The sequence below is a fragment of the Vibrio sp. Vf1514 genome, assembly GCF_052076135.1.
Classification (GTDB): Bacteria; Pseudomonadota; Gammaproteobacteria; order Enterobacterales; family Vibrionaceae; genus Vibrio; species Vibrio furnissii.
Window position 1 is genome coordinate 659,114 of sequence record NZ_CP197267.1, and the last position, 16,040, is coordinate 675,153.

At 50.5% G+C, this 16,040-nt stretch carries 18 protein-coding genes; 17 read left to right on the forward strand and 1 reads right to left on the reverse strand.

Going from position 1 to position 16,040, the window contains the following annotated elements; all coding sequences use genetic code 11:
* Positions 1 to 99: 99 nt before the first annotated feature.
* The 5 genes from tgt (at position 100) to ACS18Q_RS03120 (ending at position 5,155) form a co-directional block, all read left to right on the forward strand.
* Positions 100 to 1,239: a tRNA guanosine(34) transglycosylase Tgt gene (tgt, locus tag ACS18Q_RS03100; RefSeq protein WP_055465962.1), complete on the forward strand. Its 1,140-nt coding sequence runs from the start codon at positions 100 to 102 to the stop codon at positions 1,237 to 1,239.
* 105 nt (positions 1,240 to 1,344) lie between these two features.
* On the forward strand, positions 1,345 to 1,677 hold the full coding sequence (yajC, locus tag ACS18Q_RS03105; protein WP_004729429.1) for a preprotein translocase subunit YajC: 333 nt from the start codon (positions 1,345 to 1,347) through the stop codon (positions 1,675 to 1,677).
* 22 nt (positions 1,678 to 1,699) lie between these two features.
* Positions 1,700 to 3,553, forward strand: a complete 1,854-nt coding sequence (gene secD / locus ACS18Q_RS03110; RefSeq protein ID WP_004729427.1) for a protein translocase subunit SecD — start codon at positions 1,700 to 1,702, stop codon at positions 3,551 to 3,553.
* A gap of 14 nt (positions 3,554 to 3,567) precedes the next feature.
* Positions 3,568 to 4,515 carry a protein translocase subunit SecF gene (gene secF, locus ACS18Q_RS03115; protein ID WP_004729425.1) on the forward strand — a complete coding sequence of 316 codons (948 nt, stop codon included), beginning with the start codon at positions 3,568 to 3,570 and terminating at the stop codon, positions 4,513 to 4,515.
* An 82-nt stretch (positions 4,516 to 4,597) separates the two neighbouring features.
* The gene (locus ACS18Q_RS03120) at positions 4,598 to 5,155 is read left to right on the forward strand and encodes an isochorismatase family protein (protein ID WP_441257364.1); all 558 of its coding nucleotides are present in this window, start codon (positions 4,598 to 4,600) and stop codon (positions 5,153 to 5,155) included.
* An 82-nt stretch (positions 5,156 to 5,237) separates the two neighbouring features.
* On the opposite strand, the gene suhB is transcribed toward ACS18Q_RS03120, so the two are convergent.
* Positions 5,238 to 6,041, reverse strand: a complete 804-nt coding sequence (gene suhB / locus ACS18Q_RS03125; RefSeq protein WP_004729422.1) for an inositol-1-monophosphatase — start codon at positions 6,039 to 6,041, stop codon at positions 5,238 to 5,240.
* 178 nt (positions 6,042 to 6,219) lie between these two features.
* Between suhB and trmJ the strand changes: the two genes are divergently transcribed.
* The 12 genes from trmJ to ACS18Q_RS03185 all read left to right on the forward strand — a co-directional run bounded on the left by trmJ (position 6,220) and on the right by ACS18Q_RS03185 (position 15,983).
* Positions 6,220 to 6,951, forward strand: coding sequence for a tRNA (cytosine(32)/uridine(32)-2'-O)-methyltransferase TrmJ (trmJ, locus tag ACS18Q_RS03130; protein WP_143680139.1), 732 nt, complete (start codon positions 6,220 to 6,222; stop codon positions 6,949 to 6,951).
* Positions 6,952 to 7,064: 113 nt separating this feature from the next.
* Positions 7,065 to 7,586: a Fe-S cluster assembly transcriptional regulator IscR gene (gene iscR, locus ACS18Q_RS03135; protein WP_081454205.1), complete on the forward strand. Its 522-nt coding sequence runs from the start codon at positions 7,065 to 7,067 to the stop codon at positions 7,584 to 7,586.
* A 26-nt stretch (positions 7,587 to 7,612) separates the two neighbouring features.
* Positions 7,613 to 8,827 carry an IscS subfamily cysteine desulfurase gene (locus ACS18Q_RS03140; RefSeq protein ID WP_004729418.1) on the forward strand — a complete coding sequence of 405 codons (1,215 nt, stop codon included), beginning with the start codon at positions 7,613 to 7,615 and terminating at the stop codon, positions 8,825 to 8,827.
* A 36-nt stretch (positions 8,828 to 8,863) separates the two neighbouring features.
* Positions 8,864 to 9,247 (forward strand): Fe-S cluster assembly scaffold IscU, encoded by a 384-nt coding sequence (gene iscU / locus ACS18Q_RS03145; RefSeq protein ID WP_004729416.1) that lies wholly within the window; start codon positions 8,864 to 8,866, stop codon positions 9,245 to 9,247.
* Between the two features lie 59 nt (positions 9,248 to 9,306).
* A complete protein-coding gene (gene iscA / locus ACS18Q_RS03150; RefSeq protein ID WP_004729414.1) occupies positions 9,307 to 9,630 on the forward strand; it encodes an iron-sulfur cluster assembly protein IscA in 324 nt (107 codons plus the stop codon).
* 66 nt (positions 9,631 to 9,696) lie between these two features.
* Positions 9,697 to 10,212: a co-chaperone HscB gene (hscB, locus tag ACS18Q_RS03155; protein WP_014205651.1), complete on the forward strand. Its 516-nt coding sequence runs from the start codon at positions 9,697 to 9,699 to the stop codon at positions 10,210 to 10,212.
* A gap of 21 nt (positions 10,213 to 10,233) precedes the next feature.
* Positions 10,234 to 12,087: a Fe-S protein assembly chaperone HscA gene (gene hscA, locus ACS18Q_RS03160; protein ID WP_143680138.1), complete on the forward strand. Its 1,854-nt coding sequence runs from the start codon at positions 10,234 to 10,236 to the stop codon at positions 12,085 to 12,087.
* A 13-nt stretch (positions 12,088 to 12,100) separates the two neighbouring features.
* Positions 12,101 to 12,439, forward strand: a complete 339-nt coding sequence (gene fdx / locus ACS18Q_RS03165) for an ISC system 2Fe-2S type ferredoxin (RefSeq protein WP_004729409.1) — start codon at positions 12,101 to 12,103, stop codon at positions 12,437 to 12,439.
* A gap of 55 nt (positions 12,440 to 12,494) precedes the next feature.
* Positions 12,495 to 12,689 (forward strand): Fe-S cluster assembly protein IscX, encoded by a 195-nt coding sequence (gene iscX, locus ACS18Q_RS03170; RefSeq protein WP_004729407.1) that lies wholly within the window; start codon positions 12,495 to 12,497, stop codon positions 12,687 to 12,689.
* 176 nt (positions 12,690 to 12,865) lie between these two features.
* Positions 12,866 to 14,158: an aminopeptidase PepB gene (pepB, locus tag ACS18Q_RS03175; protein ID WP_055465968.1), complete on the forward strand. Its 1,293-nt coding sequence runs from the start codon at positions 12,866 to 12,868 to the stop codon at positions 14,156 to 14,158.
* Positions 14,159 to 14,224: 66 nt separating this feature from the next.
* The gene (ndk, locus tag ACS18Q_RS03180; RefSeq protein WP_004729403.1) at positions 14,225 to 14,656 is read left to right on the forward strand and encodes a nucleoside-diphosphate kinase; all 432 of its coding nucleotides are present in this window, start codon (positions 14,225 to 14,227) and stop codon (positions 14,654 to 14,656) included.
* Positions 14,657 to 14,861: 205 nt separating this feature from the next.
* Entirely contained in the window at positions 14,862 to 15,983 is a 1,122-nt protein-coding gene (locus ACS18Q_RS03185; RefSeq protein WP_004729401.1) for a bifunctional tRNA (adenosine(37)-C2)-methyltransferase TrmG/ribosomal RNA large subunit methyltransferase RlmN, read from the forward strand.
* Positions 15,984 to 16,040: the final 57 nt, after the last annotated feature.

The following is a 16,040-nucleotide window of genomic DNA, read 5'->3' on the forward strand; positions in this document are numbered from 1 at the left end:
CGTCAGGACACTTCTCCGGGCGATGTGGTATTGACGCCAGCGTGACGCGGCGAAAATACATAATCCGTCAGACTGTTTCTCTGACATTTGGAGGCTTTAGTGAAACTTAAGTTCGAACTGAAAAAGAAAAACGGCACCGCTCGTCGTGGTCAATTGACCTTTGAGCGTGGCACAGTACAAACGCCGGCATTTATGCCAGTGGGCACTTACGGTACGGTAAAAGGCATGACGCCGGAAGAAGTGGCCGCGACGGGCGCGCAAATCCTGCTGGGCAACACGTTCCACCTGTGGCTTCGCCCGGGTCAAGAAGTGATGAAAATGCACGGCGACTTGCATGACTTTATGAACTGGCAAGGCCCAATTCTGACCGACTCAGGCGGTTTTCAGGTCTTCAGTTTAGGCGACATTCGCAAAATCACCGAAGAAGGGGTGCATTTCCGCAACCCGGTGAACGGTGACAAAATTTTCATGGACGCAGAAAAGTCGATGGAAATTCAGAAAGACCTTGGCTCGGACATCGTGATGATCTTCGACGAATGTACGCCTTACCCGGCGACACACGACGAAGCGAAGAAATCAATGGAGATGTCACTGCGCTGGGCTCGTCGTTCACGCGATCACTTCGACAAGCTAGAAAACCCGAACAACCTATTTGGTATCGTTCAGGGCGGCGTGTATGAAGATTTGCGTGATGTGTCGGTCAAAGGCCTGACTGAAATTGGTTTTGACGGTTACGCGGTCGGTGGTTTGGCCGTGGGTGAACCGAAAGAAGATATGCACCGCATTCTGGAACACACCTGTCCACAACTGCCGGAAGATAAACCCCGTTACCTGATGGGCGTGGGCAAACCGGAAGACCTGGTGGAAGGTGTTCGCCGCGGTATCGACATGTTTGACTGCGTGATGCCAACGCGTAACGCACGTAACGGCCACCTGTTTGTGACTGGCGGTGTGATCAAGATCCGTAATGCAACACATAAAACGGATACATCACCTCTGGATCCGCAGTGTGACTGTTACACTTGCAAAAATTATTCTAAATCGTACCTGCACCACTTGGATCGCTGTAACGAAATCCTGGGTGCACGCTTGAATACGATCCATAACCTGCGCTACTACCAGCGTTTGATGGAGAGCATTCGTCGCGCGATTGATGAAGACCGCTTTGATGAATTTGTAACGGAATTCTACGCGCGCCGCGACCGCGACGTGCCACCGCTGCAAAAAGAAAAGGCGTGATTTCGTGCGCCAGGTTGGATTTGTGCACCGAGGTGCTTGAATTTAACCTGGCGTAGCCCAATAGAATCGAAAATTACACAACAATAACTTAGAGGACGTTTCTCAATGAGTCTAATTTCTGTAGCACATGCAGCAGGTGAAGGTGCCCCACAAGGTGGTGGTTTTGAAATGCTGATCATGCTGGGCATGTTCGCGGTGATCTTCTACTTCATGATCTACCGCCCACAGTCAAAGCGTGTGAAAGAGCACAAGAGCCTGATGGCTTCCATGGGCAAAGGCGACGAAGTTCTGACGAGCGGTGGTCTGGTTGGCAAAATCACGAAGATTGCTGAAGACAACGACTACATCTCCATCGAATTGAACACAAACAATGAAGTTGTGATCAAAAAAGACTTCGTCACTGCAGTGCTGCCAAAAGGTACACTGAAATCTCTATAAAAACAGCTAGAGGATCCTCGCTGTGTTAAACCGTTATCCATTGTGGAAGTACCTGATGGTGGTGTTCGCCATTGCCATCTCTGCCTTGTATGCACTTCCAAATATCTACGGTGAAGATCCGGCTATTCAAGTTACAGGGGCGCGTGGCGCCTCTGTAGATATGTCAACGCTGGATGCTGTCACCAAAGCGCTCGATACGGCGCACCTTTCTCATAAATCCATTGCTCTCGAAGATGGATCCATTCTTGTTCGATTTAACGACACCGATACGCAAATCAGTGCCCGCGACGTAATCAGCGAAGCGTTAGGCAGTGACAAGATTGTGGCGTTAAACCTTGCTGCTTCAACACCAAGTTGGTTGGAATCGATTGGCGCTGCGCCAATGAAACTCGGTCTCGACTTGCGAGGTGGTGTGCACTTCCTGATGGAAGTGGACATGGATGCGGCGATGGAAAAGCTGATTGGCCAACAAGAAGAAGCTTTCCGCAGTGAACTGCGTGAAGAAAAAATCCGTTACCGTGCGATTCGCCCGCTGGCGAACTCTGTGGAAATTACGCTGCGCGATGCCGAACAGGTTGAGCAAGCGCGTAAAGCCCTGGAATCGAAGCACCGTGACATGACGTTTGTTCCTTCAGGCACCGAAGGTCGTTTCACTCTGACTGCCACCTTTACTGAGGCTCGCCTGCAAGAGATTCGCAATTACGCTGTTGAGCAGAACATTACCATTCTGCGTAACCGTGTGAACGAATTGGGTGTGGCGGAGCCACTGGTTCAACGTCAAGGCGCAACCCGTATTGTGGTTGAACTGCCGGGTGTTCAAGATACGGCACGTGCTAAAGAAATCTTAGGCGCAACGGCGACGCTTGAATTCCGTGAAGTGGATGATCAAGCCGATTTAGCCGCAGCAGCAGCCGGTCGTGTACCTGCGGGCAGCGAAATCAAACTGGATCGCTCTGGCCGTCCGGTTGTGCTGAAAAAACGTGTGATTCTGGGCGGTTCAAGCATCACAGATGCAAGTTCAAGCACGGATGAATATGGTCGTCCGCAGGTGAATATCTCACTGGACAGCGAAGGTGGCAGCAAAATGTCAGCGTTCTCGAAAAAGAACATTGGCAAGTTGATGGCGACCGTGTTTGCTGAGTACAAAGACAGTGGCGAGAAAACCGCAGAAGGCAAAGTGATTCTGGCCAAGCATGAAGAAGTGATCAACCAAGCGACGATTCAATCGGCGTTGGGTCGTAACTTCCGCATCACGGGGATTAACTCGGTTGCCGAAGCGCACAACTTGGCACTGCTACTGCGTGCTGGTGCGTTGATTGCACCGATCTCGATTGTCGAAGAGCGCACCATTGGTCCATCAATGGGTCAGCAAAACATCGACATGGGGATTCAAGCGTGTATCTGGGGCTTGCTGGCGGTGATGATCTTCACGGCGTTGTATTACCGTAAGTTTGGTCTGATCGCCAACGTGGCGCTTGCCGCTAACTTGGTGTTGATTATCGGTGTGATGTCGATGATTCCAGGCGCGACCATGACGCTACCGGGTATTGCGGGTATCGTGCTGACGGTGGGGATGGCGGTCGACGCCAACGTCCTGATCTTCGAGCGTATTCGTGAAGAACTCCGTGAAGGACGCAACCCACAACAAGCGATTCACCAAGGATATGCCAACGCGTTCAGCACCATCGCCGATGCCAACATCACCACGCTCATCACCGCAATCATTCTGTTTGCTGTGGGGACGGGGGCGATTAAAGGCTTCGCGGTCACGCTGTCGATCGGTATTTTGACCTCCATGTTTACTGCGATTATCGGCACGCGTTGCATCGTCAACCTGCTGTACGGTGGTAAACGTATCAACAAATTGTCGATCTAAGGCCAGGAATTATTATGTTTCAAATTCTGAAAGCAGAGAAAACGATCGACTTCATGCGTTGGTCGAAGGTCACCTTCATGCTGTCGCTGCTGATGATCGGTGCATCGATCTTTACGCTGTCGACCAAATGGTTGAACTGGGGCTTAGACTTCACCGGCGGTACGCTGATTGAAGTTGGCTTTGAACAGCCAGCGAACTTGGAAGAGATTCGTTCATCCCTTGAAGCCAAAGGTTTTGGTGATGCAACGGTGCAAAACTTTGGTTCTGCGCGTGAAGTGATGGTGCGCCTGCGTCCACGTGACGACATGGCCGGTCAGGTGCTGGGTAACCAGATTCTGGAAGCCATCAAAGACGGCACGGGCAAAGCGGTTGAAATGCGCCGAATTGAATTCGTGGGCCCAAACGTGGGTGACGAACTGACAGAAGCAGGCGGTCTGGCGATCATTGCGTCTCTGATCTGTATTCTGATTTACGTCTCCGTGCGTTTTGAATGGCGTTTGGCTGCTGGTGCCGTGATGTCTTTGGCGCACGACGTCATCATTACGCTTGGCGTGTTCTCGCTGATGCAAATCGAAGTGGACTTGACCATTGTGGCAGCGCTGCTGACGGTGGTCGGTTACTCGCTCAACGATACCATCGTGGTGTTTGACCGGATTCGTGAAAACTTCCGCAAACTGCGTAAGGGTGAATCGACAGAGATCATCAACAGCTCTATCACGCAAACGCTGAGCCGTACGTTGATCACCTCCGGGACCACCTTGTTCGTGGTGATTGCTCTGTTTGTTCAGGGCGGTGCGAACATTCATGGTTTTGCGACGGCTTTGTTGTTGGGGATTACCGTCGGTACTTACTCCTCTATCTACGTTGCATCGGCATTGGCGCTGAAACTCGGCATTACTCGAGAACACCTACTTCCACAACAAGTGGAAAAAGAAGGTGCAGACCTCGACCAACTGCCTTAACGACGCGAAAGCCACTGATGATTCAGTGGCTTTTTTCTTATCTCGGCGTCTCTAGGACTCCCGCAACTCACAGGATGCTTTTATGGCGATTACTCAACTCGATTCTCACACCGCTTTGATTGTGATTGATTTGCAATGCGGTATTGTGGCGTTGCCGCCTCAACAGACCGTGCCGGGTGTGATTGAGCAGGCCAATCGTTTGATTGATGCCTTTCATCAACAGGCGCGGCCGGTGGTGTTGGTGAATGTGGCTGGCAGCGCGCCGGGGCGGACTGACCAGCAATTGGGAGCGCATGCATTGCCCGACAACTGGGCGATGTTGGTGAAGGAACTGCATGACCAAGACGATGACATTCGAATCACCAAACGTACGTGGGGCGCGTTCATGCACACCGACTTGCATCAGCAGTTGCAAGCGTTGGGCGTAACGCAAGTGGTCATTGTGGGTATCGCAACCAGTATTGGCGTGGAATCGACTGCGCGTCAGGCGTTTGAACTCGGCTACCATGTCACGCTCTGCACCGATGCGATGACGGATTTGAACCTCGAGAATCACCAGCATGCGATTCAGGCGATTTTCCCCCGCTTGGCGGAAACCGGCAGTACGCAAGATGTGTTGGCACTGTTGACATCAAAGTGAGTGCTAACCCTCAGGTATAAAAAAGCCCCGCGGATGCGGGGCTTTTTATCAGCTGTGACGGGCTGGCATTGTCAGGGCGTTCTTATTTCAGAATCGCGCTGTTGCCGTTTTCACGGATGTGTTTCAGAATGGCTTTCACACCGCGTGGGCTTGAGCCAACGATGTTGCCAGATTTCATGTAATCAGTGCCGCCAGCGAAGTCTGTCAGGATAGCGCCAGCTTCACGAGCAATCAGTTCACCTGCAGCCATGTCCCAAGGTTTCAGACCCAACTCAAAGTAACCGTCAACACGGTTAGACGCGAGGTAGCACAGGTCCAGCGCGGCAGAGCCAGTGCGACGGAAGTCTGCACACTCAATGAACAGCGCAGAGATGATCTTCATGAAAGATTCAGAATGCTGCTTCTGTTTGAATGGGAAACCTGTTGCGAGAACGGCGCCTTGCAGATCTTTAATCGGTTGAACACGAATACGCGCGTTGTTCAGCTGTGCGCCAGAACCACGTTGTGCGGTAAACAGTTCATTGAGCATTGGATCGTAAACACAGGCAACTTCAGTTTTGCCTTTGAAGCGAACCGCGATAGAAACCGCGAAGTGAGGAAGACCTTTCACAAAGTTAGTGGTGCCATCCAGAGGGTCGATGATCCATTGTACGTCCTTATCTTTTCCTTCGATAAGACCGCCTTCTTCGGCAACGATGCAGTGCTCTGGGTATGAGCTTTTGATCGTTGAAATAATGATAGCTTCTGCTTCTTTGTCGACGTTGGTGACAAAGTCGTTCGTGCCTTTCTGAGTTGATTCAATTTTCTCAGCGTTTTCTAGAGATTTGGCAATATGGTTGCCTGCTTTTCGCGCTGCGCGAATAGCAATGTTTAGCATTGGATGCATACGAATTTCCCAAAGGATGTTAAAGAACGAAAAAGCGGCGGGCAGTATATCAAAACTTTTGCAAAAGGGAAGTGGTTATTTTTTGCTCACTTAAGAATGATGCGAACAAAGGGTCGACCATTTTACTCAGGTTTATGTTAAGATTCTGCGGCTATAAATTGAGTGGTGCAATAAGTCAATGTTAGACAATGTTAAAGTCGTTTTAGTCGGAACTTCACATTCAGGAAATATCGGTTCTGCCGCCCGTGCGATGAAAGTCATGGGGCTCAAGCAGATGGTATTGGTGGACCCACAATGTGAAGTGGACGCCCAAGCGATTGCACTGGCAGCGGGCGCGAGCGATATTGCGCTCAACGCGCAGATTGTTGACACGTTGGACAGTGCCATTGCCGATTGTGGCTTAGTGGTGGGGACCAGTGCGCGTTCTCGTACGCTGGAATGGCCAATGCTCGATCCTCGCGAATGCGGTGAAAAGTTCGCCGTCGAAGGCGAGCAGCATCCTGTGGCAATTGTGTTTGGTCGCGAACGAACCGGCCTCACCAACGATGAGCTGCAAAAGTGCCATTACCACGTGAGTATTCCAGCCAACCCGGAATACAGTTCCTTGAATCTGGCGATGGCCGTGCAGACGCTGTGCTATGAAATTCGCGTGGCGCATCTGAATCGACAGCAATCTCAGTTTCCAACAATGTCCGAAGCGGCGTATCCCCGTCACAACGAATTGGAATTATTCTACACCCACCTTGAAAAAGTGTTGGTGCAGACCCAGTTTATCTCTGAAGAGAAGCCTGGCCAGGTGATGAATAAATTGCGTCGCCTGTTTAGCCGTGCGCGTCCGGAAGAGCAGGAATTAAATATTCTGCGCGGTGTGCTCACCGCCATAGAAAAACAAGCGCTGCATAAAAAATGACCACATTTCGGTCGGGGTTAAATACCCGACTAAATTAGTCAAATAAATACTTGACCAATTTTGTCAGGTATGAAAAACTTCTATCCACAGAAACAATGTGGATACGGTGTGATATGAGACTTACATCTAAAGGAAGATATGCAGTGACAGCCATGTTAGATGTGGCTCTGCATTCGCAACAAACCCCGGTACCCCTGGCGGACATTTCAGAGCGCCAAGGTATTTCGCTTTCATATTTAGAGCAGCTGTTTTCTAAGCTGCGTAAAGCTGGCCTAGTGGCGAGCGTACGCGGACCTGGGGGCGGTTACCGTCTGGGTTCTGACGCGAATACGATTTCAATCGGTACGGTCATTGCTGCAGTTGACGAATCTGTTGATGCAACCAAGTGCAATGGCAAGGGCGATTGTCAGGGTGGCACGCGTTGTTTAACGCACACTCTGTGGCGTGATCTCAGTTCACGCATCAGCGACTTCCTGAACAACATCACCTTAGGTGAGTTGATGATTGACAACGAAGTCTTAGAAATTTCAGACCGCCAAGATATTGATCTCGCGGTTAGCCAAGGGCTTGCACACAAAAATTCAAACACAGTCACCGTTGGTGCGGCACCCGTTGGTATTAACGTTCGCTCGTAGCGGCAATGTTTACATTGGAGTAAAAAATGAAACTGCCAATTTATTTAGACTATTCAGCAACTTGTCCAGTCGATCCGCGTGTTGCTGAAAAGATGGTTCAGTGTATGACGATGGACGGTAACTTCGGTAACCCGGCCTCGCGCTCCCACCGTTATGGCTGGCAGGCAGAAGAAGCGGTAGACACCGCGCGTGAGCAAATTGCGGATCTTCTCAATGCAGACCCACGTGAAATTGTCTTCACTTCGGGTGCCACAGAGTCAGACAACCTGGCGATCAAAGGTGCTGCGCACTTCTATCAAAAACAAGGCAAGCACGTTATTACTTGCAAAACCGAACACAAAGCGGTGCTGGATACCATGCGCCAGCTGGAGCGTGAAGGGTTTGAAGTGACTTACCTTGAGCCAGAAACTAACGGCCTGATTGACCTGAACAAGCTGGAAGCCGCGATGCGTGATGACACAGTTCTGGTTTCTATCATGCACGTGAACAACGAAATTGGTGTGATTCAAGACATCACGGCGATTGGCGAACTATGCCGCGCACGTAAAATCGTATTCCACGTTGATGCAGCGCAATCTGCGGGTAAGCTACCAATCGACGTTCAGGCCATGAAAGTGGACCTCATCTCTCTATCGGCTCACAAAATTTACGGTCCTAAAGGCATCGGTGCACTGTACGTGCGTCGTAAACCCCGTATTCGTCTGGAAGCTCAGATGCACGGTGGCGGCCATGAGCGCGGTTTCCGTTCTGGTACTCTGGCGACTCACCAAATCGTGGGTATGGGCGAAGCGTTCCGCATCGCGAAAGAAGAGATGCAAAAAGACTACGAGCACGCTGTTGCGTTGCGCGATCGCATGCTGAATGGCATCAGCGATATGGAAGCAGTCACCATCAACGGTGATTTGAAACAACGTCTGCCAAACAACCTCAACATCAGCTTTGCATTTGTTGAAGGTGAGTCGCTGCTGATGTCTCTGAAAGACATCGCGGTATCGTCAGGCAGTGCGTGTACATCGGCAAGCTTGGAGCCATCTTACGTTTTGCGTGCACTGGGTCTGAATGACGAACTGGCGCACAGCTCTATTCGTTTCTCTTTCGGTCGTTTCACGACAGAAGAAGAAGTCGACTACGCAATCGAACTGATTCGTGTAGCGGTAAACAAACTACGCGACATGTCTCCTCTATGGGATATGTATAAAGAGGGTGTGGATCTGAGTTCTGTTGAATGGGCTCACCACTAATCGTTCCAGGGATATAGAGGATTTGAGGTAACTATCATGGCATACAGCGAAAAAGTAATTGATCACTACGAGAACCCACGTAACGTTGGTTCTTTCGATAAAGAAGATCCATCCATCGGTAGCGGCATGGTTGGTGCGCCAGCATGTGGTGACGTGATGCGTCTGCAAATCAAGGTGTCTCCAGAAGGCATTATTGAAGATGCGAAGTTCAAAACTTACGGCTGCGGTAGCGCAATCGCATCCAGTTCATTGGTAACCGAGTGGGTGAAAGGCAAATCTATCGATGAAGCCGCATCCATCAAGAACTCTGAAATTGCAGAAGAGCTTGAGTTGCCACCAGTGAAAGTTCACTGTTCAATTCTGGCAGAAGATGCAATCAAAGCGGCTGTTGCTGATTACAAGAAAAAACACGAACTGTAATTCATAAGGGAGCACACGCTGCTCCCCCCTTTAATTAATTGAGAATCAAAGGTTGTAGTATGGCCATTACCTTAACCGAAACCGCAGCAAGCCGAGTCAAATCTTACCTGGATAACCGGGGAAAAGGGGTTGGTTTACGTCTGGGTGTAAAAACCACAGGCTGCTCGGGTATGGCTTACGTGTTGGAATTCGTGGATGAACTCAACGAAGAAGATGAGGTGTTTGAAGATCACGGCGTGAAAGTGATCATCGACAGCAAAAGCCTAGTCTACCTCGACGGCACTCAGCTCGATTACAAGAAAGAAGGGTTAAACGAAGGTTTTGAGTTCAACAACCCAAATGCGAAAAGTGAATGTGGTTGTGGTGAAAGCTTCAACGTTTAACGGTTAAATCTCGGTGTTGCAGGCGGTTGTTGCTGCCTGTCGCCGAATATGAAGGACCGGTTTTACATGAATTACTTTGAATTATTTGGGCTACCAACTCAGTTTGATCTGGATGGTAGCCTTCTTTCTTCTCAGTTCCGTGAGTTGCAAAAGCGTTTCCATCCGGATAATTTTGCCACCGCGTCTGAGCGGGATCGCCTGTTAGCGGTCCAGAAAGCGGCGCAAATTAATGACGCCCACCAAATTTTGAAAAGCCCAATCAATCGCGCAGAATACCTGCTGTCACTCAATGGCGTTGAGCTTCGTGGTGAGCAACAAACGCTGCAGGATCCCATGTTCCTGATGGAACAGATGGAATTGCGTGAAGAACTTGAAGCGGTCGAACGCAGTACTGATCCAGAAAGTACCTTGTTTGATTTTGATGGCAAAGTCAGCAAAATGTACAAACAACATTTGGTTCAGGTTGAACATGAGCTCAATGACGGGCAATGGGAAACTGCTGCTGACACCGTACGTAAACTTAAATTTATTGCCAAATTAAAAACTGAAATAGAACGAGTGGAAGACAAGCTGCTCGGCTAGTTCAAATAAAAGGACCCATCCATGGCATTACTTCAGATTGCAGAGCCTGGTCAAAGCTCGGCGCCCCATGAGCAAAAGCTAGCCGCGGGCATCGATCTAGGCACCACCAACTCACTGGTTGCTTCCGTGCGTAGCGGGAGCGCAGACACTTTGCTAGATGAGCAAGGTCGAAGCATCCTGCCTTCGGTCGTGAACTACTCTGGCGAAGAGAGTGTGGTTGGCTACGACGCACGCGATAAAGCGCAGGCTGATCCTGAAAATACCATCATTTCGGTCAAACGCCTGATCGGTCGTTCCCTGCACGACATCCAAACTCGCTACACCAACTTGCCTTACCGTTTCAAAGCGAGCGACAACGGCCTGCCAATTCTACAAACCGAACAGGGTGACAAAAACCCGATTCAAGTTTCCGCCGATATTCTCAAATCACTGGCCAAACGTGCTGAAAACACGCTGGGCGGTGAACTGGCTGGCGTGGTGATCACGGTACCGGCTTATTTTGATGATGCGCAGCGCGCAGGCACCAAAGATGCCGCGAATCTGGCTGGGCTACATGTGCTGCGTTTGCTGAACGAACCGACGGCGGCCGCAATTGCCTATGGCCTCGATTCTGGTCAAGAAGGTGTGATTGCAGTCTACGATCTCGGCGGCGGTACGTTTGATATTTCGATTCTGCGTCTGTCAAAAGGCGTGTTTGAAGTGCTGGCAACTGGCGGCGATTCTGCGTTGGGTGGCGACGATTTTGACCACTTGATTGCTGACTATCTGCAAGCTCAAATCGGCGTGGAAGGTAAACTCAGTGCCGAGAACTATCGCGCGCTGATCAACGCTGCGACCCAAGCTAAAATTGCGCTAACTGATGCGGATGTTGCCGACGTCAGCGTGCTGGGTTGGCAAGGTTCATTGCGCCGCGAGACGTTGAACGAACTGATTCAACCTCTGGTGAAAAAAACCTTAATGGCGTGTCGTCGTGCCCTGAAAGACGCAGACGTTACAGCAGAAGATGTGCTTGATGTGGTGATGGTCGGTGGTTCAACGCGCACACCATTTGTACGTGAGATGGTTGGCGAGTTCTTTGGACGTACGCCCCTGACTAGCATCAACCCAGACGAAGTGGTTGCGATTGGGGCGGCGATTCAAGCCGACATTCTGGCGGGCAACAAGCCGGATTCCGAAATGCTGCTGTTGGATGTCATTCCGCTGTCGCTGGGCATTGAAACCATGGGTGGTCTGGTGGAGAAAATCATTCCACGCAATACCACGATTCCAGTTGCGCGCGCGCAAGAGTTTACCACCTTCAAAGATGGTCAAACGGCGATGAGCGTGCACGTGGTGCAAGGAGAGCGTGAATTGGTGGACGATTGTCGTTCGCTGGCTCGTTTCTCACTCAAAGGCATTCCGCCAATGGCTGCTGGTGCGGCGCACATTCGTGTGACTTACCAAGTGGACGCAGACGGATTGTTGTCGGTGACGGCGATGGAAAAGAGCACCGGTGTTCAGTCTGAAATTCAGGTCAAACCATCTTATGGTCTGAGCGACGACGAAGTGGCCAACATGCTGAAAGATTCGATGGCATACGCCAAAGATGACATGCAGGCGCGTGCGTTGGTGGAACAGCGTGTTGAAGCGGACCGCGTGATTGAAGGTCTGATTTCTGCGATGCAAGCCGATGGCGATGATTTGCTGACGGAAGAAGAGCGCCAAGCGCTGCTGCAAGCGATTGAAAAACTAATTGAACTGCGCAATGGCGACAACGCTGATGCCATTGAACAGGGCATTAAAGATACCGACAAAGCCAGTCAGGAATTTGCATCGCGTCGTATGGATAAGTCCATTCGTGCTGCACTGGCCGGTCATTCTGTTGACGAGATTTGAAGAGATAACCAACATGCCAAAGATTATTGTTCTGCCTCATGAAACCCTTTGTCCGGAGGGCGCGGTCCTAGAAGCGCAACCCGGGGAAACGATTCTTGATGTGGCATTGAAAAACGGTATCGGTATTGATCATGCGTGTGAGAAATCGTGCGCATGCACCACCTGTCACTGCATCGTTCGCGAAGGTTTTGATTCTCTGGAAGAGAGTGATGAACTGGAAGACGATATGCTCGACAAAGCGTGGGGCCTAGAGCCGGAATCCCGACTGAGCTGTCAGGCTCGTGTGACAGATGAAGACTTAGTGGTTGAAATTCCTAAGTACTCTCTGAACCACGCATCGGAAGATCATTAATTCGTGTGCCTCGCCTACACTGTAGCCGAGGCCACTTTGCATTAGGAACGTTGACATGAAATGGACAGATTCGCGCGATATCGCGATTGAGCTGTGTGACCAATACCCGGATGTTGATCCGCAAAACGTACGTTTTACCGATCTGCACCAGTGGATTCTGGATCTGGAAGAGTTTGACGATGAGCCAAATCGCTCGAACGAAAAGATTTTGGAAGCGATCATCCTGTGTTGGATGGACGAACGCGACTAGTCCGCTGGACGTGCTGCTCCAAAACGGAGCCAAGTTAACAGTTTTTACTAAAAAAAGCGGGCCTGATGGTCCGTTTTTTTATCAAGTTGACATTTTTACCTGACAAAATGCTAACATCCGAACGTTAATTATTCGACGTGGCCAAGATCACGCCACGACAAGGACAAGGAGAAACCATGTCTACACAGATGTCTGTATTGATTAGCCAAGATTCTGCTCAGCCTCAGTGGGGAGAAAAGGCGTTACTTTCGTTTTCAGAACAAGGTGCAGTGATTCACCTTGAGCAATCTCATGATTTAGGCGCGATTCAGCGCGCAGCGCGCAAATTGGATAACCAAGGGTTGCGTTCGCTCATGCTGGATGGCGACGGTTGGACGCTAGAAGCGATTTGGGCGTTTTACCAAGGCTACCGCGATCCGAAGAAACTGAATACGCTGGAATGGAAAGCGTTACCTCAGGCGGAACAAGCGGAGCTGGAAGCTCGCATCAAAGCGACAGATTGGGCACGCGATATCATTAACAAAAGTGCTGAAGAAGTGGCGCCACGTCAACTGGCAACCATGGCCGCGGAATTCATCAAATCGGTGGCACCTGAGCACGTCTCTTACCGCATCGTGAAAGACAAAGATCTGCTCACTGAAGGGTGGGAAGGCATCTTTGCGGTAGGCCGTGGCTCCGAGCGCACGTCAGCCATGCTACAACTGGATTTCAACCCAACTGGCGATGAAAACGCTCCTGTGTACGCGTGCTTGGTGGGTAAAGGCATCACGTTTGACTCAGGCGGTTACAGCTTGAAGCCGTCTAATTTTATGTCTGCGATGAAATCGGACATGGGCGGTTCGGCCATGGTCACCGGTGCATTGGGGCTGGCTATCCTGCGTGGCCTGAACAAACGCGTGAAACTGATCCTGTGCTGCGCTGAAAACATGGTGTCTGGCCGTGCGTTGAAATTGGGTGATGTGATCACCTATAAAAACGGGAAAACCGTGGAGATCATGAACACGGATGCGGAAGGCCGTTTGGTCTTGGCAGATGGTCTGATTTACGCTTCAGAGCAAAACCCGGAACTGATTATTGATTGTGCGACCCTGACAGGCGCGGCGAAGAATGCGCTGGGTAACGATTTCCACGCGCTACTGAGTTTTGATCACGCATTGTCGCAAGATGCGCTGAACGCCGCGAAAGAAGAGCATGAAGGCTTGTGGCCGCTGCCGTTGGTGGATTTCCACCGTGAAATGCTGCCATCGAGCTTTGCCGATTTGTCGAACATCAGCTCCGGAGATTACTCGCCGGGTGCGAGCACCGCGGCGGCCTTCTTGTCTTACTTTGTCACCGACTACAAAACCGGTTGGCTGCACCTTGACTGTGCCGGCACTTACCGCAAATCGCCCAGTGACAAATGGGCGGCTGGCGCAACCGGCATGGGCGTGAAAACTGTTGCCCGTATCCTGTTGGATCACGCGAAATAATAGCGAAAAATCGCGGGCAGCGTGCTGCTGCCCTTTATAACTACAATAGAAGTAAAAGGACATCTTATGGCTCTTGAAAGAACATTTTCGATTATTAAGCCCGATGCAGTGGAACGTAACTTGATTGGTGAAATTTACCATCGTATCGAAAAAGCTGGGATGCGCATCGTTGCTGCCAAAATGCTGCACCTGACGGAAGCGCAGGCGAGCGGTTTCTATGCTGAACACGAAGGCAAAGAATTCTTCCCAGGACTGAAAGAATTCATGACCTCTGGCCCGATCATGGTTCAGGTGTTGGAAGGGGAAAATGCAATTGCCCGTTACCGCGAACTGATGGGGAAAACCAACCCAGAAGAGGCGGCGTGTGGCACGCTGCGTGCAGATTATGCCATCAGCATGCGTTTGAACTCGGTGCATGGCAGTGACAGCCCGGCGTCTGCAGCCCGCGAAATTGAATTTTTCTTCCCAGAGTCTGAGCTTTGTCCACGTAGCAAATAAGCTCGATTTGGTGTGAAAAAGCCCTCGAAATGAGGGCTTTTTTGTGCCTGAAACGACGCTCAGTCACACTCGTTCTGGGTGGCTATTTTTTAATCACAATAATATTAATGCCTTAGTAAAGTCATGGATTTGCGGCTCTTGTTGTCATTGCGTAAAGGCTGTACAATTCGCGCCCTTAATTCTTGTTCCATCTCTGAGAGGCTACATGACCACAGAAAAAGTCAATCTGCTCGATTTTGATCGCAAAGGCTTACGCGCATATTTCGCTGATGAATTGGGTGAGAAAGCGTTCCGCGCGGATCAAATCATGAAGTGGATCTATCACTTTGGTTGTGATGATTTCGACAAGATGACGAACATCAACAAGAAACTGCGTGAACAACTGAAAGAACGTTGTGAAATTCGTGCGCCGTACGTTTCTGAAGCGCAGCATTCCAGTGATGGCACCATTAAATGGGCGATGCGTGTCGGCGACCAAGACGTCGAAACTGTGTACATTCCGGAAGATGACCGTGCCACGCTGTGTGTGTCATCTCAAGTTGGTTGTGCGCTGGAATGTAAATTCTGCTCCACTGCTCAGCAAGGCTTTAACCGTAACCTGCGTGTGTCTGAAATCATTGGTCAGGTATGGCGTGCGGCTCGCGAAATTGGTCTGGAAAAAGAGACTGGCCGTCGTCCGATCACCAACGTGGTGATGATGGGAATGGGCGAACCGTTGCTGAACATGAAAAACCTGATCCCAGCTTTGGAAATCATGTTGGATGATCTCGGCTTTGGTTTGTCGAAACGCCGCGTGACGGTATCGACTTCCGGGGTGGTGTCCGGCTTGGATCAGATGACCGGCCAAATTGACGTGGCATTGGCGATCTCATTGCATGCGCCGAACGACACGCTGCGTAGCGAAATCATGCCTATCAACGATCGTTGGGACATTCAAGACTTCCTTGCCTCGGTGCGTCGTTACATCGCCTCATCAAACGCCAACCGTGGCAAAGTGACCGTGGAATATGTGCTGCTCGATCATGTGAACGATGGCACTGAACACGCGCATGAACTGGCGCAGTTGATGAAAGACACGCCGTGTAAAATCAACTTGATTCCGTTTAACCCATACCCGGGTTCGCCGTATAAAAAACCAAGCAACTCGCGCATCGACCGTTTCCAAAAAACACTGATGCAATACGATCACACCGTGACCGTGCGTAAAACGCGTGGTGATGATATCGATGCGGCGTGTGGTCAATTGGTCGGTGATGTGATTGACCGCACCAAACGCACCAAGATGAAACAGGCGGACGAAAACGCAATTCCAGTCAAGACGCTGTAATTTATTGATGTTTCAAAAAAGCCAGAGCTTGCTCTGGCTTTTTGCTTTTGGGCGTTT

What these genes read in the sequence shown, in the direction of transcription:
- iscA (WP_004729414.1), top strand. Translation starts at nt 9,307, where the DNA reads ATGGCCATTACCTTAACCGAAACCGCAGCAAGCCGAGTCAAATCTTAC.
- iscU (WP_004729416.1), top strand. Translation starts at nt 8,864, where the DNA reads ATGGCATACAGCGAAAAAGTAATTGATCACTACGAGAACCCACGTAAC.
- yajC (WP_004729429.1), top strand. Translation starts at nt 1,345, where the DNA reads ATGAGTCTAATTTCTGTAGCACATGCAGCAGGTGAAGGTGCCCCACAA.
- ACS18Q_RS03185 (WP_004729401.1), top strand. Translation starts at nt 14,862, where the DNA reads ATGACCACAGAAAAAGTCAATCTGCTCGATTTTGATCGCAAAGGCTTA.
- pepB (WP_055465968.1), top strand. Translation starts at nt 12,866, where the DNA reads ATGTCTACACAGATGTCTGTATTGATTAGCCAAGATTCTGCTCAGCCT.
- hscB (WP_014205651.1), top strand. Translation starts at nt 9,697, where the DNA reads ATGAATTACTTTGAATTATTTGGGCTACCAACTCAGTTTGATCTGGAT.
- secF (WP_004729425.1), top strand. Translation starts at nt 3,568, where the DNA reads ATGTTTCAAATTCTGAAAGCAGAGAAAACGATCGACTTCATGCGTTGG.
- iscX (WP_004729407.1), top strand. Translation starts at nt 12,495, where the DNA reads ATGAAATGGACAGATTCGCGCGATATCGCGATTGAGCTGTGTGACCAA.
- ACS18Q_RS03140 (WP_004729418.1), top strand. Translation starts at nt 7,613, where the DNA reads ATGAAACTGCCAATTTATTTAGACTATTCAGCAACTTGTCCAGTCGAT.
- suhB (WP_004729422.1), bottom strand. Translation starts at nt 6,041, where the DNA reads ATGCATCCAATGCTAAACATTGCTATTCGCGCAGCGCGAAAAGCAGGC.
- hscA (WP_143680138.1), top strand. Translation starts at nt 10,234, where the DNA reads ATGGCATTACTTCAGATTGCAGAGCCTGGTCAAAGCTCGGCGCCCCAT.
- trmJ (WP_143680139.1), top strand. Translation starts at nt 6,220, where the DNA reads ATGTTAGACAATGTTAAAGTCGTTTTAGTCGGAACTTCACATTCAGGA.
- ndk (WP_004729403.1), top strand. Translation starts at nt 14,225, where the DNA reads ATGGCTCTTGAAAGAACATTTTCGATTATTAAGCCCGATGCAGTGGAA.
- iscR (WP_081454205.1), top strand. Translation starts at nt 7,065, where the DNA reads ATGAGACTTACATCTAAAGGAAGATATGCAGTGACAGCCATGTTAGAT.
- ACS18Q_RS03120 (WP_441257364.1), top strand. Translation starts at nt 4,598, where the DNA reads ATGGCGATTACTCAACTCGATTCTCACACCGCTTTGATTGTGATTGAT.
- fdx (WP_004729409.1), top strand. Translation starts at nt 12,101, where the DNA reads ATGCCAAAGATTATTGTTCTGCCTCATGAAACCCTTTGTCCGGAGGGC.